General features: G+C 60.9%; 20 protein-coding genes. 16 read left to right on the top strand and 4 right to left on the bottom strand.

Going from position 1 to position 15,610, the window contains the following annotated elements; translation table 11 throughout:
• The first annotated feature begins 104 nt into the window (after nucleotides 1-104).
• From LZK81_RS20690 to hemA, 3 genes are all read left to right on the top strand, one after another.
• Nucleotides 105-2,450 (top strand): xanthine dehydrogenase family protein molybdopterin-binding subunit, encoded by a 2,346-nt coding sequence (locus LZK81_RS20690; protein ID WP_233954513.1) that lies wholly within the window; start codon nucleotides 105-107, stop codon nucleotides 2,448-2,450.
• Nucleotides 2,451-2,461: 11 nt separating this feature from the next.
• On the top strand, nucleotides 2,462-3,259 hold the full coding sequence (locus LZK81_RS20685; protein ID WP_233954512.1) for an FAD binding domain-containing protein: 798 nt from the start codon (nucleotides 2,462-2,464) through the stop codon (nucleotides 3,257-3,259).
• Nucleotides 3,260-3,484: 225 nt separating this feature from the next.
• Nucleotides 3,485-4,699, top strand: coding sequence for a 5-aminolevulinate synthase (hemA, locus tag LZK81_RS20680; protein ID WP_233954511.1), 1,215 nt, complete (start codon nucleotides 3,485-3,487; stop codon nucleotides 4,697-4,699).
• Between the two features lie 34 nt (nucleotides 4,700-4,733).
• Here hemA and dxr read toward each other — a convergent pair whose 3' ends face one another.
• A complete protein-coding gene (dxr, locus tag LZK81_RS20675) occupies nucleotides 4,734-5,921 on the bottom strand; it encodes a 1-deoxy-D-xylulose-5-phosphate reductoisomerase (protein WP_233954510.1) in 1,188 nt (395 codons plus the stop codon).
• A gap of 133 nt (nucleotides 5,922-6,054) precedes the next feature.
• On the opposite strand from dxr, the gene LZK81_RS20670 reads away from it, so the two are divergent.
• Nucleotides 6,055-7,284 carry an FAD-dependent oxidoreductase gene (locus LZK81_RS20670; protein ID WP_233954509.1) on the top strand — a complete coding sequence of 410 codons (1,230 nt, stop codon included), beginning with the start codon at nucleotides 6,055-6,057 and terminating at the stop codon, nucleotides 7,282-7,284.
• 42 nt (nucleotides 7,285-7,326) lie between these two features.
• Nucleotides 7,327-7,866 (top strand): DUF2937 family protein, encoded by a 540-nt coding sequence (locus LZK81_RS20665; RefSeq protein WP_046605293.1) that lies wholly within the window; start codon nucleotides 7,327-7,329, stop codon nucleotides 7,864-7,866.
• Between the two features lie 111 nt (nucleotides 7,867-7,977).
• On the opposite strand, the gene LZK81_RS20660 is transcribed toward LZK81_RS20665, so the two are convergent.
• On the bottom strand, nucleotides 7,978-9,213 hold the full coding sequence (locus LZK81_RS20660; protein ID WP_233954508.1) for a tyrosine-type recombinase/integrase: 1,236 nt from the start codon (nucleotides 9,211-9,213) through the stop codon (nucleotides 7,978-7,980).
• Between the two features lie 3 nt (nucleotides 9,214-9,216).
• On the bottom strand, nucleotides 9,217-10,038 hold the full coding sequence (locus tag LZK81_RS20655; RefSeq protein ID WP_233954507.1) for an Arc family DNA-binding protein: 822 nt from the start codon (nucleotides 10,036-10,038) through the stop codon (nucleotides 9,217-9,219).
• A gap of 137 nt (nucleotides 10,039-10,175) precedes the next feature.
• Here LZK81_RS20655 and LZK81_RS20650 point away from each other — a divergent pair, with 137 nt between their 5' ends.
• From LZK81_RS20650 to LZK81_RS20615, 8 genes are read left to right on the top strand one after another with little or no spacing between them, the layout of a single operon-like run.
• Nucleotides 10,176-10,367 carry a DNA-binding protein gene (locus LZK81_RS20650; protein WP_233954506.1) on the top strand — a complete coding sequence of 64 codons (192 nt, stop codon included), beginning with the start codon at nucleotides 10,176-10,178 and terminating at the stop codon, nucleotides 10,365-10,367.
• The gene (locus tag LZK81_RS20645; protein WP_233954505.1) at nucleotides 10,364-10,597 is read left to right on the top strand and encodes a hypothetical protein; all 234 of its coding nucleotides are present in this window, start codon (nucleotides 10,364-10,366) and stop codon (nucleotides 10,595-10,597) included. The genes LZK81_RS20650 and LZK81_RS20645 overlap by 4 nt, the downstream gene beginning before the upstream one ends.
• On the top strand, nucleotides 10,594-10,986 hold the full coding sequence (locus LZK81_RS20640; RefSeq protein WP_233954504.1) for a hypothetical protein: 393 nt from the start codon (nucleotides 10,594-10,596) through the stop codon (nucleotides 10,984-10,986). The genes LZK81_RS20645 and LZK81_RS20640 overlap by 4 nt, the downstream gene beginning before the upstream one ends.
• Nucleotides 10,986-11,549 (top strand): hypothetical protein, encoded by a 564-nt coding sequence (locus tag LZK81_RS20635; RefSeq protein WP_233954503.1) that lies wholly within the window; start codon nucleotides 10,986-10,988, stop codon nucleotides 11,547-11,549. The genes LZK81_RS20640 and LZK81_RS20635 overlap by 1 nt, the downstream gene beginning before the upstream one ends.
• Nucleotides 11,542-11,739 (top strand): hypothetical protein, encoded by a 198-nt coding sequence (locus LZK81_RS20630; RefSeq protein ID WP_233954502.1) that lies wholly within the window; start codon nucleotides 11,542-11,544, stop codon nucleotides 11,737-11,739. Before LZK81_RS20635 ends, LZK81_RS20630 begins: the two co-directional genes overlap by 8 nt.
• Entirely contained in the window at nucleotides 11,736-12,599 is an 864-nt protein-coding gene (locus tag LZK81_RS20625) for a helix-turn-helix domain-containing protein (RefSeq protein WP_233954501.1), read from the top strand. Before LZK81_RS20630 ends, LZK81_RS20625 begins: the two co-directional genes overlap by 4 nt.
• On the top strand, nucleotides 12,596-12,871 hold the full coding sequence (locus tag LZK81_RS20620) for a DUF6074 family protein (RefSeq protein WP_233954500.1): 276 nt from the start codon (nucleotides 12,596-12,598) through the stop codon (nucleotides 12,869-12,871). Before LZK81_RS20625 ends, LZK81_RS20620 begins: the two co-directional genes overlap by 4 nt.
• On the top strand, nucleotides 12,868-13,254 hold the full coding sequence (locus LZK81_RS20615; protein WP_233954499.1) for a hypothetical protein: 387 nt from the start codon (nucleotides 12,868-12,870) through the stop codon (nucleotides 13,252-13,254). The genes LZK81_RS20620 and LZK81_RS20615 overlap by 4 nt, the downstream gene beginning before the upstream one ends.
• A 29-nt stretch (nucleotides 13,255-13,283) precedes the next feature.
• Here LZK81_RS20615 and LZK81_RS20610 read toward each other — a convergent pair whose 3' ends face one another.
• A complete protein-coding gene (locus tag LZK81_RS20610; protein ID WP_233954498.1) occupies nucleotides 13,284-13,928 on the bottom strand; it encodes a hypothetical protein in 645 nt (214 codons plus the stop codon).
• 148 nt (nucleotides 13,929-14,076) lie between these two features.
• Here LZK81_RS20610 and LZK81_RS20605 point away from each other — a divergent pair, with 148 nt between their 5' ends.
• Genes LZK81_RS20605 through LZK81_RS20595 form a run of 3 tightly spaced genes read left to right on the top strand, consistent with a single transcriptional unit; the run spans nucleotide 14,077 to nucleotide 15,523 of the window.
• Complete coding sequence (locus LZK81_RS20605; protein WP_233954497.1) at nucleotides 14,077-14,517, top strand: hypothetical protein; 441 nt, start codon at nucleotides 14,077-14,079, stop codon at nucleotides 14,515-14,517.
• Nucleotides 14,514-14,945, top strand: a complete 432-nt coding sequence (locus LZK81_RS20600; RefSeq protein ID WP_233954496.1) for a hypothetical protein — start codon at nucleotides 14,514-14,516, stop codon at nucleotides 14,943-14,945. The genes LZK81_RS20605 and LZK81_RS20600 overlap by 4 nt, the downstream gene beginning before the upstream one ends.
• Nucleotides 14,942-15,523, top strand: coding sequence for a DUF6362 family protein (locus LZK81_RS20595; RefSeq protein WP_233954495.1), 582 nt, complete (start codon nucleotides 14,942-14,944; stop codon nucleotides 15,521-15,523). Before LZK81_RS20600 ends, LZK81_RS20595 begins: the two co-directional genes overlap by 4 nt.
• The last annotated feature ends 87 nt before the right edge of the window (nucleotides 15,524-15,610 follow it).

The raw sequence follows: 15,610 nt of genomic DNA, 5'->3' as shown, positions 1-15,610 counted from the left end.
TGATTGGTGGTCCGGGTGGCCGCATTTCAGCCCCTGAACTACTCACTACCGACTAACTCCTACTCACTTTCCATCACTAATCACCATCTCGGGAGGAGATGAACATGGGTGTTGAAGGAATCGGTGCACGCGTTACCCGCAAGGAAGACAAACGCTTCTTGACCGGCAAGGGCCGCTATACGGACGATATGACCGTCCCGGGCATGAAATATGCCTATTTCGTCCGCAGTCCCTACGGGCATGCGACGATCAAAAACATCGACGCGACTGCAGCGAAAGCCATGCCTGGTGTCATCGACGTGCTCGACGGCAAGCAGCTGCAGGCGGACGGCATCGGCAATCTCATCTGCGGCTGGATGATCCATTCGAAGGATGGAACGCCGATGAAGATGGGTGCCTGGCATCCGCTCGCCGTCGATACGGTGCGTTATGTGGGCGATGCGATCGCAATCGTGGTCGCCGACTCCTCCGGCGAAGCCCGCGATGCTGCGGAAGCCGTGGTCATCGACTACGAGCAGTTGCCGGCAGTGGTCGAGGCGGTTGCAGCACTTGCCTCCGGCGCGACGCAGATTCATCCGGAAGCGCCCGGCAACCTGATTTTCGAGTGGCAGATCGGTGAGCCGGATGCGGTGGACAAGGCGATTGCGGCGGCGGCGCATGTCACCGAGATCGAGATCCTCAACAACCGCCTCTCGCCCAACCCGATGGAGCCGCGCGCCACGCTCGGCATCTACGATATGGCGGAAGATCATTACACCTGCTACACGACCAGCCAGAACCCGCATGTGGCGCGGCTGGTGATGAGCGCCTTCTACAATGTGGCGCCCGAAAACAAGCTGCGCGTCATCGCGCCGGATGTCGGCGGCGGTTTCGGTTCGAAGATCTATATCTACCCGGAAGAGATCATCTGTCTCTGGGCCTCGAAGAAGACCGGCGTGCCGGTGAAATGGACCTCGGACCGCACCGAAGCGTTCCTGACCGACGCCCATGGCCGCGACCACGTCTCGAAGGTGAAGATGGCCTTCGATGCCAACAACCGGATCACGGCGCTGAAGGTCGATACGATCGCCAATCTCGGCGCCTATATGTCGCTGTTCTCCTCGGCGGTGCCGACCTATCTCTATGCGACGCTGCTGTCCGGCCAGTATGCGATCCCGGCGATCCACGCCAATGTCCGCACCGTCTATACCAATACGGTGCCGGTCGATGCCTATCGCGGCGCCGGGCGTCCGGAAGCGACCTACCTGCTCGAACGGACCATGGAGACGGCGGCCCGCGAACTCGGCGTCTCGCCGGCGGAGCTGCGTAGGGCGAACTTCATCCGAACCTTCCCCTACCAGACGCCTGTCATCATGAACTATGACGCGGGCGACTACGAAGCCTCGCTGAATGCCGCGATGCAGGCCGCCGACTGGGCAGGGTTTGCCGCACGGCGGGCGCAATCGGAAGCCAAGGGCAAGAAGCGCGGCATCGGCATGAGCTGCTATATCGAGGCCTGTGGCATTGCGCCGTCGGCTGCGGTCGGTTCGCTCGGTGCCGGTGTCGGCTTGTGGGAATCGGCGGAAGTGCGGGTGAACGCCGTCGGCACGATCGAGGTGCTGACCGGCTCGCACAGCCACGGCCAGGGCCATGAAACCACCTTCGCGCAGCTCGTTGCCGGCCGCCTCGGCGTGCCGATCGAGAGCATCAGCATCGTCCATGGCGATACCGACAAGGTACAGATGGGCATGGGCACCTACGGTTCGCGTTCCGGCGCGGTCGGCATGTCGGCGATCGTCAAGGCGCTCGACAAGGTCGAGGCCAAGGCGAAGAAGATCGCCGCGCATCTGATGGAGGCGTCCGAGGAGGATATCGTCATCGAGAACGGCGAGCTCAAGGTCGCCGGCACCGACAAGGCGGTGCCGTGGTTCCAGGTGGCGCTCGCCTCCTATACCGCCCACAACCTGCCTTCGGGCATGGAGCCGGGCTTGAAGGAAACCGCCTTCTACGATCCCTCCAACTTCACCTTCCCGGCCGGCTGCTACATTGCCGAGGTGGAGATCGATCCGGATACCGGCGAGACGGACATCGTCCAGTTCGTCGCGGCCGACGATTTCGGCAACATCATCAACCCGATGATCGTCGAGGGCCAGGTGCATGGCGGCATTGCCCAGGGCATCGGCCAGGCGCTGCTCGAAAACGTGCAGTATGATGCGAACGGCCAGCTGCTGACGGCAAGCTACATGGATTATGCCATGCCGCGCGCCGACGACCTGCCGTCGTTCACGCTGTCGCACCAGAACACGCCGTGTCCCAGCAATCCGCTCGGCATCAAGGGCTGCGGCGAGGCGGGCGCGATCGGTTCGCCGCCGGCGCTGATCAACGCCATCACCGATGCGATCGGCCATAACAAACTCACTATGCCGGCGACCCCGATGAAGGTCTGGCAGGCATTGCAGACGGCTCACTGAGGAGAAAAGACATGTATGCTACCAGCTATCATCGTGCATCCTCGGTGGAAGATGCCGTCAAGCTCAAGTCCGCCAACGAGGAGGGCAAATACCTTTCCGGCGGCATGACCTTGATCGCGACCATGAAACAGCGGCTCGCCGCGCCGAGCGACCTGATCGACCTTCGTCATATCCCGACGCTGCGCGGGATTTCGGTCGACGGCCGCAAGGTTACGATCGGGGCCGCCACGCCGCATGCGGACGTGGCCGCTTCGCGGGAGCTTGCGGCCATCTGTCCGGCGATCTGCAAGCTCGCGGGCCATATCGGCGACCCCCATGTGCGCCACATGGGCACGATCGGCGGTTCGATCGCCAACAACGACCCGGCGGCGGACTATCCCGCCGGCCTGCTCGGGCTTGGCGCGACCATCGTCACCGACCGGCGTTCGATCTTGGCGGACGATTTCTTCACCGGTCTTTTCGAGACCGCGCTGGAGGAGGGCGAGATGGTGACATCAGTCACCTTCGAGGGGCCGGAAAAGGCGGGCTATGCCAAGTTCAACAACCCGGCCTCGCGCTTTGCCATGACCGGCGTGTTCGCGGCGAAAACCGCAGGTGGCGTGCGTGTCGCGGTGACCGGCGCCGGCTCATCCGGCGTCTTCCGTCATCCGGGCTTCGAACAGGCGCTGGCCTCCAACTGGTCGGCGGATGCATTGAGCAATGTCGCGGTCGATGCCTCCAACCTGATGGCGGACATGCACGCGAACGCGGAATACCGCGCCAACCTGGTGAAGGTTATGGCCAAAAGGGCGGTGGCGTCTGCCGGTTGAGGCGAATCGAGATCGCCCGCAAAAGCCTGAAAGAGCGGTGGAGGCCGCTCTTCTTTTTGCTACTTGACGTGGATCAATTCTCACATTTTCGAAATCGCTTATCTTTTTATTGGAATAATTCAAAAAAAGCGGGCCTTTTGCCGCAGGTTGGTTCTATTCGCGCGGTGCGGGGTTGACGAAAAGCGCGGCTGAAACCAAAACCGAGGCAGGTTCTGGAGTGTGAGCATGGACTTCGAGGCATTTTTCAAGAGCGAACTGGACGGACTTCATGGGGAAGGCCGTTACCGTGTGTTCGCCGATCTGGAGAGGCATCGCGGCAATTTTCCCCGCGCCACCCGCCATACTCCCGATGGTCCGAAGGAAGTGACCGTCTGGTGTTCGAACGATTATCTCGGCATGGGCCAGCACCCCGCCGTGATCGAGGCGATGAAGGAAGCCATCGATCACTGTGGCGCGGGTGCGGGAGGCACCCGGAATATTTCTGGCACGACGCACTACCACGTGGTTCTCGAGCAGGAACTCGCGGACCTGCACGGCAAGGAAGCGGCGCTGATCTTCAATTCGGGCTATATGTCGAATTGGGCGACCCTCGGCACGCTCGGCCAGAAAATCCCCGGCCTGATCATCTTCTCCGACGCGTTGAACCACGCATCGATGATTGAAGGCATTCGTTATGCCAAGTGCGAACGGGTGATCTGGAAGCACAACGACCTCAACGATCTAGAGGCAAAGCTGGCGGCCGCCGATCCGAACGCGCCGAAGCTGATCGCCTTCGAGAGCGTCTATTCGATGGATGGCGATATCTCGCCGATCAAGGAAATCTGCGACCTCGCCGAGAAATACGGCGCGATGACCTATCTCGACGAAGTGCATGCGGTCGGCATGTACGGCCCGCGCGGCGGCGGCATCGCCGAACGCGAAGGCCTGATGGACCGTCTGACGATCATCGAGGGCACGCTCGGCAAGTCGTTCGGCGTGATGGGCGGTTATATCGCCGCTTCGACCGCGCTCTGTGATTTCATCCGCTCGTTCGCTTCGGGCTTCATCTTCACGACGGCACTGCCGCCGACGCTGGCAGCCGGAGCGATCGCCTCGATCCGGCATCTGAAGGCAAGCCCTTTCGAGCGCGTCCGCCATCAGGACCGCGTCAAGAAGCTGCGCACGATGCTCGATCAGCAAGGCATTCCGCACATGCACAACCCGAGCCATATCGTGCCGGTCATGGTCGGCGATGCGGCCAAGTGCAAATGGATCTCGGATATCCTGCTCGACACCTGCAACGTCTATGTGCAGCCGATCAACTATCCGACCGTGCCGCGCAAGACCGAACGCCTGCGCATCACCCCGACGCCGCTGCATAGCGATGCGGACATCGAGCACCTGGTCGGTTCGCTGCACCAGCTTTGGTCACGCTGCGCGCTGGCGCGGCACGTGGCTTGAACGATCGACAAAGGTCCGGATCATGAATGGCCGCTTACGCGGCCATTTCTTTTTGCGCGATGATCTCTCCAGCGTGGCGCCGGGCTTCGGCGTCTACCGCAAAAACCTCGTCCATCGTCGCTGCGGGCGGATGGCCCGCCATGTCGTCCATCACCTGTTCGGCGATATCCGCCATGTTGAGGAAGCCGATGCGGCCCGCGCAGAAGGCGTGGAAGGCGATTTCCTCCGCGGCGTTCATCACCGCGCCCTGCACGCCGCCGCGTTCGAGCGCGGTGCGCGCCAGTCTTAGCGCCGGGAAACGCACCTCGTCCGGTGCCTCGAAATCCAGCCTTGCGAGTTTGGCGAAATCCAGGCGCTCGACATCAAGCCTGGTGCGGTTCGGGTAGGTCAGCGCATAACCGATCGCGGTGCGCATGTCCGGACAGCCGAGCTGCGCCAGCACCGACCCGTCCCTGTACCCGACCATGGAATGGATCACCGATTGCGGATGGACGATCACCTCGATCTGGTCCGGCCGCAGATCGAAGAGATGTTTCGCCTCGATCATCTCCAGCGCCTTGTTGAACATCGAGGCGCTGCCGATCGAGATCTTCAGGCCCATCGACCAGTTGGGGTGGGCGCGGGCGATATCCGCGGTGACGCCCGCCATCTGCTCGCGCGTCCAGGTGCGGAAGGGGCCGCCGGAGGCGGTGAGCACGATGCGCTCGACCGCGTGGTGCTGGTCGTCTTCAAGCGACTGGAAGATGGCGCTGTGTTCGCTGTCGACCGGGATCAGCCGTCCGCCGCCCTCGGCAACCGCCCTGACGAACAGTTCGCCGGCGGAGACGAGGCATTCCTTGTTGGCGAGCGCGATATCGGCGCCACGTTCGGCGGCGGCCAGCGTCGGGGCGAGGCCGGCGGTGCCGACGATTGCCGCCATCACCCAGTCGGACGGCCGCGCGCCGGCTTCGATCAGCGCCTCGCGGCCGGCGGCGACCTCGATGCCGCTGCCAGCAAGTGCGTCCTTCAATGCCCCATACTGGCCGTCGTCGGCGGTGACGGCCAGTTTTGCACCGCATGCCTTCGCCTGGTCTGCCAGAAGCGCAATATTGCTGTTGCCGGTGATGGCGACGACCTCGAAGGCCTCCCGGCCGCCGAGCTGGTTCACCACATCCAACGTATTGACGCCGATCGAGCCGGTGGAACCGAGGATGCTGATGCGGCGCTTGCCGGTTTCGGCCATGCTGTCTTCCATTTCCTAAAGCTGCCGTTGGTCTACAAGCGAAAGCCACGGCTCACAAGAGCGGGCTTGAATTCGGCCCGGCTGCGACCAAGTGCAGCTTGCACAACGGGTGCTCTTGGCGCGAAGTGGGATGATGAGCGAACACCGTGAAATCCAGACGACTTGCGTGATCGCCGGCGCCGGTCCGGCCGGCCTGATGCTCGGCCTCCTGCTGGCGCGGGCCGGCGTCGATGTCATCGTCGTCGAGAAGCACGCCGATTTTCTGCGCGATTTCCGCGGCGATACGATCCATCCCTCGACGCTGGAGGTGATGCACGAGCTTGGCCTGATCGACGAATTTCTGAAGCTGCCGCACACGCGGGCGGCAAGGCTGTCCGCCGAAATGGGCGGCAAGACGGTGACGATCGCGGATTTTTCGCGGCTGCCAGTCAGGAACCGCTTCATCGCCTTCATGCCGCAATGGGACTTTTTGAGTTTTCTCGCCGCAAAGGCGCAAGGTTATCCGAACTTCCGGCTGGTTATGCAGGCGAAGGTGACGGACGTGATGGAGGATCAGGGCGAAATTTCCGGCCTCGTCCTGGAGACGCCGGAAGGAGAGCTCACCATCCGCTCGGCGCTGGTCGTCGGTGCCGACGGCCGCAATTCGATCGTGCGGGAAAAGGCCGGGCTCGACGTCGAGAGTTTCGGCATGCCGAGCGAGGTCGTCTGGATGAAGCTGTCGAAACAGAAGGGCGATCCGAACGAGGTGATGGGGCATGCCGGACCGCGCCAGGGTTTCGTGCTGATCGACCGCGGCGACTATTGGCAATGCGGGTATGTGATCCGCCGCACCACGTTCGCCGACATCCGCGAAAAGGGCATCGAGGCCTTTCGGCAGATGGTGATCGACGTTTCGCCCCTACCGGCCGAGCGGATGCGGGAGGTCCGCAGTTTCGAGGATACCAACCTGCTGACGGTGCGCATCGACCGGCTGAAGCAGTGGTGGCGGACGGGGTTGATCTGCATCGGCGACGCGGCGCATGCGATGTCGCCGATCGGCGGCGTCGGCGTCAACCTGGCGATCCAGGATGCGGTGGCGGCCGCCAATATCCTCGCCGCACCGCTGCGCGAGAGGCGCCTTGCCGATGCCGATCTCGCCGCCGTCGAAAAGCGGCGCGGGTTTCCGACCAGAGCGACCCAGAAGCTGCAGTTGATGATGAGGAGCAGCCGCCGCACCGATGAGGGAAGCGACCGGAAGCGCAAGGGCCCGCCGGCCTTCATCCGGGGCATTGCCCGCTTTCCGCTGCTCGCCCATCTCGCCGGCCGGTTGATCGGGCTCGGCTTCCGCATGGAGCATGTGCGGGTTGAAGAAGGCAACCTTTGACGGCCCGGCGTCGTTGATCGGCAAAACAATCGAGGTTTTGCCATGCTCATGCTCGGAAGAATGCTGACGATGGCGCTGGCGCTGCTTGGCGGGATCTTCTTTTCCCAGGCGCCGGAATTCGCGCAACAATACCGCCAGCGGATCGGCGGCGCGCTCGACGAACTCAAGATCATGATCTCGGAATTTGACGCCCAGGCCAACCACAACGGCCTCGACCGCCAGGAGGCGCTCAACATCTATTCCGCCTCGCCGCAGACCTTCCTGCGCAATCAGGGCGAAGCGATGCGGCGGACCTTTTCGCGTTACGAGATGCTCGCCGAGCAACAGAAAGAGCTGACCCTGGCGCCGTCGTTCACCAAGCCGTTCGTGGTAATGCGCAATCCCGATTCGACGACGTTTGCGAATGCCTGGCGCGATTTCGTGCCCGGCGTGCCGGTGGATTTCGCAGGTCTCACCTGGGCGGCAGGCGGATTGTTCTGCGGCTGGCTGATTGCAGCGCTGCTGGGAGCCGCCCGCCGCGGCGCCTTTCGCTTGGTAAGGCGGCCGAAACGGATGGACCAGACGTCGACGATTGCCCGATAAACGAGGGTGGTGATCCCAGATGGATTTGAACCATCGGCCTCAGGATTAGGAAACCGCTACAGCCCCTTATGCAATAGGGGTTTTGGCGTGAATTGTCGCGTCCATGTTGCGTCACGCAAGAAAAGCACGCTCTGCCTCTGCCATTTCTTCGGCGTCGTCGCCCCTCGGGAACAGGTGCCCGTAGACGTCCATGGTCATGGCGATTGTGCTATGGCCGAGGCGCTCTTGTACGACCTTGGGGGGCAATTCCAGGCCACCATCTTTCCGCCGGTTTATGCACCACGAGGCATAGAAATGGCGTAGCGCGTGCAAGCCTTTGTATTTCGCATCAAGGATCGGCTTCCCCTTCTTGTCCACCTCTCCTGTGTCGACCGTGACGCCGGCCGCGATCCAAGCTGGGTGCAGGCCGCGGCGGAGAAAGTTGTTCAGCGTCTCGACGTTCCCTGCGCCAGTCGGGAAGACAAGATCGAGAACCTTGATCTTCTCGCCGGCCCCGTCCTTCTTGCCGGTATCCCGTTTCGGGCAGACCAGCTTCCACTGCTTCAAGGCATTCATCGCCATGGGCGGCGCTGGCAACGATCGTTCGCCCGCGATCGACTTCGGCTTTCCGATGTCGTTATAGCGATCGGCCCGCTGATGGACCCGTATCTCGTTCTTCCCGAAATCGACATCCTGCCAGCGCAATCCGCGCAATTCCGACGAACGCAAGCCGCAGAAGATGGCCGTTAAAAACAGCGGCCTGTGACGGCCCTGCAGGACGCCGACGAGCGCTTTCGCCTCCTCCCGCGTCGGAATATCCACGCCCACCTTCAGACGGCCCTTTTGCCGCCTCTCCTGGCGTTTCTCCCCCGATCCCCTCCTGCCCTTGAGATCGCGAACGATATTGCGCGCCACGAGGCCGCGTTCCTGCGCGTCAGCGATCAGCGTCCCAAGGCTCACGAGAACCTTCTTGATCATGATCGACGTTCGATCTGCTTCCCTGAGTGCGTCCTCGAATGCCCGCACCTTGGCGATCGATAAAGAGGAAAGCTTGAGCGACCCGATGAATGGCACGATATGCAGGCGCAAATGACGTTCGTATTGGTCGATCGTCGATCGCTCCAGTTTCGACGCCCGGGAGTTGGCAATCCATAATTTCCCGGCGGCCTCTACGGTAGCGCTGGCGCTATCGGCGACGTGCACGCCCTCCCGGACCTCGACCGACGCCGTCGCTGCGAACTGGTCGGCCTCCTTCTTCAGGCGGAACGTCTTCAGCCGCCGATTGCCAGTGATGTCGACGTAATCGACCACCCATGCGCTCTTTGCTACGCCCTTCGGTGTGGTCCATTCGCGCTTGCGGACTGACATGAATCAATCCTTCCACGAAAATGGGTCTTCGCGATTAGCCGGAGGCTCTTCGCCTCGAAGGCGATATTGCTCAGCAAGTGGAAGCTTTTTAAATTCAACTCGCCTGCTGATCTCTTCCTTCGAGACAGACCTTAAGACTTCTGCGGCACCTTCAATGTCGGCTTCAGAAATTCTCTTTGTCAATTCAGCCAAGGCATCGGGTGGAAGGATGTCCATTAGGTAAACGTTGTCGCTCAGCGGGTTTGCATCAGGCGGGAGTGGGTCTGCAAATTTTGCGGTATTGCCAAACCTTTCCATCGACCTGATCTCCTCGTCATCCAGCTCAGATTGAGCGTCAACTTCGGCCTCGTATGCCTTTTCCGATTGCTGGTCTTTGTAGTATCCCCACATCCCCGCAAGGCGGGTTCGAACGTTTGAGTTAACGCCAGTGATTTGCCCTGACGCGATGCCTTCGAAGGTCTCTTCCAGCTTTGATACAAACGCGTCGATCTGCATATCTCCGCTATCGGCGCTCTCCTTGAGGATATTGAGCATTTCGACGAGCTCATCGAGACTATTTTCAACCGGCCACTGCCGTGGGTACTCGCGATCCAGAAGGCGCAAAACCTCTTCGCTGGTCGCGCGACCGTTTCGCTGAGCATAGACCTGAATTCTTCCCCAAAGATCCTCTGGAATCAGCAGCGATCGAAAGGATTGTTCGAGACGCTCGACAATCTCAGCGTTCATCGATCGCCCATTGTTTTCAGCAGCAGCCTTGAGTTGATCTCTCATGCCGTCCGGCAGGCGTATCATCGCCTGTTCAGATCCCCGTCCTTGCTTCGCCATTATCGTCTCTTCCAGCTATTTCATCAGCACTGTGCTAATTCCCCGCTTGCGTCAATATCAGCACGGTGCTAATCAAGAGTTAACACTCAGCACCGTGCTGATGTGTTTAGTGGCATCCACTGACGGAAGGAACAGAGATGGCCGAAACAGATGAGAAGAAAATGGAATTGATCTGGGGTGCCGAAGACATCGCGAAGGCTATCGGGCGGTCGCCGCGGGTGACGTTTCACCTCCTGACCACCGGTGCTCTGCCCGCCAAGAAGGTCGGCGGTCGCTGGGTCGCCGAGCGCGGCAAACTCATCGCCTTCTTCATGGAGACGGCGGCATGAGCGCCCTCTTCTTCAAGGTGTCCTTGCCTCACAACATCGAGACGTACCGGAGGCTGAAGGACGATGCGCGCCGTGCGGGCTGCCTGCTGAGCGTGAAGAATGTCAGCCGCATGAGGGGAGTCCCGATATTCCTATTTTTTCTCGATCGAAAAGACGGAGCCAACCCGAAGTCTTTCAGCTCGCTCGAAAAGGTCGAGGCTGAGATCGGGAAGCCCGGAGTTGCAGCATGACCCAGAACGCAAAAGGCCCGGCAGCGACTGGCATCGCTCCGGACCGTGGTTCCAATCATTCCAGTGAGGAAACGAAAATGAACAGCACGGAAACTACCACCATGGCTGCGAAAGCACCAGCCCCCCGCCCTACAGACGCGCAGGTCGCCAGTGCGATGCGCGACCTCAACACCGACATCGGCAGCCTGCGGCTCGCCGTGATGGTGCTGGCCGAATACGCGAGCTACGAGTTCCGCGCCGGCCAGGTCGATCGCGGCAAGGAAAAGGCATCGTTCCACCTTACCTATGAGCAAAAGGTCGGCATCGAATACATGCTGTTCCACGTCGAGGATTTGGCAACGAAGGTAGAGAGGGCCTTCGACGCGGCTCTTGATGGAAAGGTGCGGTGATGGTCGAGTTCAAATTTAATCCCGCCGCCTCGCCGCTCGCTGACCTGTATGCGCAGTGGGTGCCGCTCTACCTTGCTCAACGCACCTTGGACGATGAAGCGGCCGCGCCACTCCAGGAACCTCTCTTGGCACTGGAAAAGGCGATCGAAGATCAGCCGATCACGACGATGCAGGATTTCCACTATCATCAGACGGCGATGTCCTGCTTCGGGAACCTGTGCCCGGATTACAGCGGGGATCGCCTCAAAGGCATCGTCGATCTTGCTCTTGCCGAGGCCAAGGAGCGCGAAGACCTGTTGGCGATGATCGATCAGCACAAAGCCGGCTATCGCGCTTGCGAGGACTATCCGGGAGAGACCGAGGAGCCCGAGTTTGCCATCCTCTCCGATAGGGAATTGGAACTGCTCGACGCCTTGGTCGAGCATCCGCTCAGATCGATCGGCAACATTATTCTGAGGGGAAGATACCTCGCGGCGCTGCATGAGGCTGGTTGGCTGGGGTATGAACAGGCACAGGCGTTTCTGGAAACGTTCGCCTCGATCGGGAGTGACGTCCGTGGCTGACCGTATCACCCGATTCCGCGACAACCTCGGCACCGCCGACAGCTATCTCCACGTCATGGAGCGAATGACGGAAAGCGCCTTCAACCGCAGCGGCAACGACTATTGCGCTTTCATGCTGATCATCGAAGCCGCGAGGAAGGAAATCAGCGAGGCCCAGGTTCTCGTTGATGAAATGGAGGCCGGCCGATGAGCAAACGCAATTGGAAGACGACATTCCAAGCCGGCATATATACCTGCCCGGAGCTTCGCACCCACAAGATTCACCGCGATCTCCTGGCCTTTCTCACCTTCAAGGCGCACCAGGCGCTGCGCGTGTGCTGGCCCAGCCAGACGGAAATCGCCGAGGTCCTCGCTTGCTCCGTCCGCAACGTCCATGACCTTCTGGTTTACCTCGAAGAATTGGGCGCCATCTTTCCGGTCAGGCTCGGGGATCTTCCTAACAAGCACTTGGCGACGATCAAAAGCCTGACGCCGAACAAGGCGACGGCCAACGCGAAGGCATATTTCCTGTGCGAAGAGTGGGCCCATCGGGTGCTTCAAGCAGGGTCGGAAAATTTGCCGGAGCAAATGACCGATATATCGATCTTGGAGATCGACCGGGAGAAAGGGCGAAAAAAGGCGAATGAGCGCCGTCGCAGATACGCGCCTGATCTTGCTGCGCCGGATCCGCGCGTCCCCTCCAGTTCAGCACACGACGAGTGGCAATTCCTGAATGCCATCCCGTCTTCGTCCGGAAGTTCCACTTCCGCACCGGAAATAGCTCGGACCGGAAGTCCCACTACAGACATGACTATAGATAATAACCCAGCCGCAATCTCGGCGCCAAACAATGACCGGGCGCTCGCCGCTTTCGCACATCCCCCTTCAAAAGCCGAACAAGCCGAAAGCTTGATTTCATCACTGCCGGTGCACCACGGCGAACGTCTTCCGCATGGTTACGGCGCTGGCGCAGCCAGTGCATGCGATCCAAGGCCGCAGGCTTTGGCCCGCCCGGAGGGCACTGAGTATGACGCCGCGCGCGCGTGCGAACCTGACCGGAGGGCATCATGACGAACAAGTGCCAGATGATCGCATTCCCGCTGTCGCGCAGGATCGGCAAAGTCCGGCGGGTTGCGGAGGTCTTCGCGCGGAAGACCGGCCGGGAGCGTGCAAGCTATTGGAAGTCCCAGGTCGCCACCCTGTGGGACCAACTGCACCAGGTCGGATTCGCCGACGACGAGATCAGCGAGCTGATGGATGGTTTTCGGGATGCCGTCGAATCCGAGATCAACCGCCGGGCCTATGAAGGCCGGAGCGACACCAACCCCAAAGGTGCAGCATGATCGATCTCCCGAAAATGACCGAGGCCCAAGCCTACCTCTATCTCGACTTTGTCGCGTTCCGACTTATGGGCTGGGAAGTGGTCGAGCGCATGAAGCATCATCCCCGCAGCAACGCCGCCAAACGGTCCCTCGAGTCCTTCCGTAACCTGATCGGGGAGCAGCCACCTCTTGATGCGTTCGTTGCCGCCGCGATGGCAGGCGATCCGGTGCACCTGCTCTGGCCTGAGCATCTTCGGGCGGAGGTCGAGCGCCAGATCAACACGAAGGTGCCGCGCGCCATCAACGAGCCGACCAGCGAGGAATTCATCCGGTCGATGCACGAAGGCGGCCGGACGGATTGGGTGCTTCCCGACTTTCTCACCAATCACGGGAGGGTCGCATGAAAGCCATTTTCAATGGCGCGGGAAACAGATCATACCAGAAGCTCGTTTGTCTGGGCGGAATACTCCTGGGCGGATTCCTGAATAAATTCTATGAGAGACGATATATTCCTGTAGGCGCTGACGAGTGCGGAGGCTCCCCAACTCAGTCCGAGCTCCTCCACGCGACCCTCGGCTTCGGTAAGTTCATCCAGAAGCGCTTTCAAGTTGATGATCGGAAGATCGAACTCTTCTTCGTAAGCCTGAAAAGCACGATGGGTAAGGATTGTGCGTGCCGTCCCGAAACCGGCACGCAATCTGCTTTTCGTGATGCCTTCGCGTTCGATGTTTCCCCACTGTTGTTCCTCAGCCCGGCAAACCTCCAAGGCAATCTCGGCAGCGTTTATTGCTCTAACTGCGATCATTCTGGTGTGGCGAAGCGCGATGAAGGCATTGTCCCGTTGATGTTTGCGCGCGTCCTTTATTTGATACGAAATGAACAGGACCGTCGGTATGGCCACGACGACAGCTGCCCATCCTCCCAGCGCGGCAACCCACTCCCGGAAGCACTCCGGCTCGTCCGCTTTACACCAAGGCTGCGCCGATCCCTGCCAGATCGCGAACAGAGCGGCTGCAAAAAGCAAACCGATTGCCACTCCCCAACCCACCCAGGGGAAGGCTCTTTCAGGCGTCTTCATCCCTTCCACCCTCTTTGTGCCACGGCATCGAGCGTAAGCGGGCGCCTGCGGGCGACGCAAGGCCAACCTTTGGGGAGGGCATCATGATTTTGCTCGAACTCATCAAGCTCGCCTGGCGCCTTCGCCGTATTCGGAAGGATCTGCGCCAATGACGGCGATACTCAACGTCACCCGCAACGATGACGGCCAATACGAGATCACCGACCAGCGCGGCAAGGTGGTCGAGGGCCCGTTCGACACCAACGCCGCGGCTTGGCGCGCGCTCGATCTGATCGACCAGGGCAGCTCCAACGCACCGCCGAAGGCACGGCCCGGCAGGAAAGTGCTTTGGGGCAAGCCTGAACAGCCGAAGCAGTCGAAGAAGGCCCGCTGCAAGGAGCGCCGGAAACAGGAGCGAGCCGATCACCGCATGAAGGTCGATGCGGCCAAGGCGCCCACCTGGGTTCGCAGTGTCGCGGCTGCGAACTTCGATCCGGCCGGTGCTCGCTCGTTTCGCGACCATAAGCTCGGGACATTCGGCCCGGCTTCCGAGGTCAAGCGGATCGACCCGGCGGAATATTTGGCCGCCAAGGCGCGGGGTGAAGCTTGAAGCGCCACAGCGTCAACATCTACAAGATCGCCCGGGAATGCGGCGTGAGGCTGAGGGATGCCAGCGAGCATTCCACAGCCAGCCGCCGGCCGGGTGATTGCTTCTGCAAGCCGACGATTCGGGAGATCGGCGATAACCATGGCGAGGCGCATCTCCGCCTCGTCCTGATGCTGCTCACCGGCGACAGGGCCAACGCCCGCGAGCTATACGCCGACATGATCAAGGCTGTCTCGCGCCTGCTGGCGCAGCACCCCGACCTTGTCCGCCGGCCATCGCTGGTCGACGAGCTCAACGCGATCGACCTCGGCTCCATGCGCCGAGCTGCGAAGGATCTGAAATCAGGTGTTCCAACGAGCGACGTGCTCCTGGTCATGTTGTCATTGAGATTGATGGTGCCCGCGATGGGCGAGATTGGAGAAGCAGCATGAAGTTTGGCGATTGGACGGCGAAGGCAGTTGAGGAGTGGGTCATCGAGATGGCCGACACGCTGAGGAAGCTGCCGGCCGCCAAGGGGCCGAAGGTGTTCGGAAACGCGATGCCGGAGGCGCTGAGGAGCTTCGAGGAGAGTTACGGCGTCCACGCCGCTCGATACCGCGAAAGCGCGTCTGCGGGCGCCCTTGCCAGAATGGAGCAGGTATTCGGATGGATCAACGCCCTCCCCCAAGAGGCAGACCGCAAGCTGATCTATGCCTGGTCATGGGTAAAGGTTCGTCGAGGCCGGACGATCTCCGCTTTTGCGGAAGAAAATGCGTTCAACGAAAGAACTTTGCGCCGCGCTGTAACCGCTATCTGCCAAGCCATTGCGGACAATCTCAACCAAAAAGGTCGGTTTCGGCTTCTGGCCCCGGATTGTGCCGTGTCCGAAGTTCAGGCAGATATCGCGTCAACAACGGTAACATCCGGAAATTGCGTCACAGCCTGGCGCTCACCGGATGCCAAGCCGCAAGTCGACCCTGCTCTCGCTCGTCGAAGAGTAATCGAACCCCGGCATGCCCGGGCGCGGTGAATGCTGCACTAATCGGGAAGGCGGACAGTCGTTCGTGAAGATTGGGGTTCGTGCCCGGTCGTTCCTTCCTGCCATTTGTCCAAGTAG

Origin of the sequence: Neorhizobium galegae (genome assembly GCF_021391675.1) — a bacterium.
In the GTDB taxonomy this organism is placed as follows: Bacteria; Pseudomonadota; Alphaproteobacteria; order Rhizobiales; family Rhizobiaceae; genus Neorhizobium; species Neorhizobium galegae_B.
This window is presented reverse-complemented; position numbering and strand designations above follow the sequence as displayed.

Bases quoted from the DNA above. Each gene is read 5' to 3' on its own strand.
- LZK81_RS20650 (WP_233954506.1), top strand. From the start codon at position 10,176: ATGGCCGAAACAGATGAGAAGAAAATGGAATTGATCTGGGGTGCCGAA.
- LZK81_RS20635 (WP_233954503.1), top strand. From the start codon at position 10,986: ATGGTCGAGTTCAAATTTAATCCCGCCGCCTCGCCGCTCGCTGACCTG.
- LZK81_RS20645 (WP_233954505.1), top strand. From the start codon at position 10,364: ATGAGCGCCCTCTTCTTCAAGGTGTCCTTGCCTCACAACATCGAGACG.
- LZK81_RS20690 (WP_233954513.1), top strand. From the start codon at position 105: ATGGGTGTTGAAGGAATCGGTGCACGCGTTACCCGCAAGGAAGACAAA.
- LZK81_RS20620 (WP_233954500.1), top strand. From the start codon at position 12,596: ATGACGAACAAGTGCCAGATGATCGCATTCCCGCTGTCGCGCAGGATC.
- LZK81_RS20685 (WP_233954512.1), top strand. From the start codon at position 2,462: ATGTATGCTACCAGCTATCATCGTGCATCCTCGGTGGAAGATGCCGTC.
- LZK81_RS20625 (WP_233954501.1), top strand. From the start codon at position 11,736: ATGAGCAAACGCAATTGGAAGACGACATTCCAAGCCGGCATATATACC.
- LZK81_RS20660 (WP_233954508.1), bottom strand. From the start codon at position 9,213: ATGTCAGTCCGCAAGCGCGAATGGACCACACCGAAGGGCGTAGCAAAG.
- hemA (WP_233954511.1), top strand. From the start codon at position 3,485: ATGGACTTCGAGGCATTTTTCAAGAGCGAACTGGACGGACTTCATGGG.
- LZK81_RS20605 (WP_233954497.1), top strand. From the start codon at position 14,077: ATGACGGCGATACTCAACGTCACCCGCAACGATGACGGCCAATACGAG.
- LZK81_RS20665 (WP_046605293.1), top strand. From the start codon at position 7,327: ATGCTCATGCTCGGAAGAATGCTGACGATGGCGCTGGCGCTGCTTGGC.
- LZK81_RS20610 (WP_233954498.1), bottom strand. From the start codon at position 13,928: ATGAAGACGCCTGAAAGAGCCTTCCCCTGGGTGGGTTGGGGAGTGGCA.
- LZK81_RS20640 (WP_233954504.1), top strand. From the start codon at position 10,594: ATGACCCAGAACGCAAAAGGCCCGGCAGCGACTGGCATCGCTCCGGAC.
- LZK81_RS20655 (WP_233954507.1), bottom strand. From the start codon at position 10,038: ATGGCGAAGCAAGGACGGGGATCTGAACAGGCGATGATACGCCTGCCG.
- dxr (WP_233954510.1), bottom strand. From the start codon at position 5,921: ATGGCCGAAACCGGCAAGCGCCGCATCAGCATCCTCGGTTCCACCGGC.
- LZK81_RS20615 (WP_233954499.1), top strand. From the start codon at position 12,868: ATGATCGATCTCCCGAAAATGACCGAGGCCCAAGCCTACCTCTATCTC.
- LZK81_RS20670 (WP_233954509.1), top strand. From the start codon at position 6,055: ATGAGCGAACACCGTGAAATCCAGACGACTTGCGTGATCGCCGGCGCC.
- LZK81_RS20595 (WP_233954495.1), top strand. From the start codon at position 14,942: ATGAAGTTTGGCGATTGGACGGCGAAGGCAGTTGAGGAGTGGGTCATC.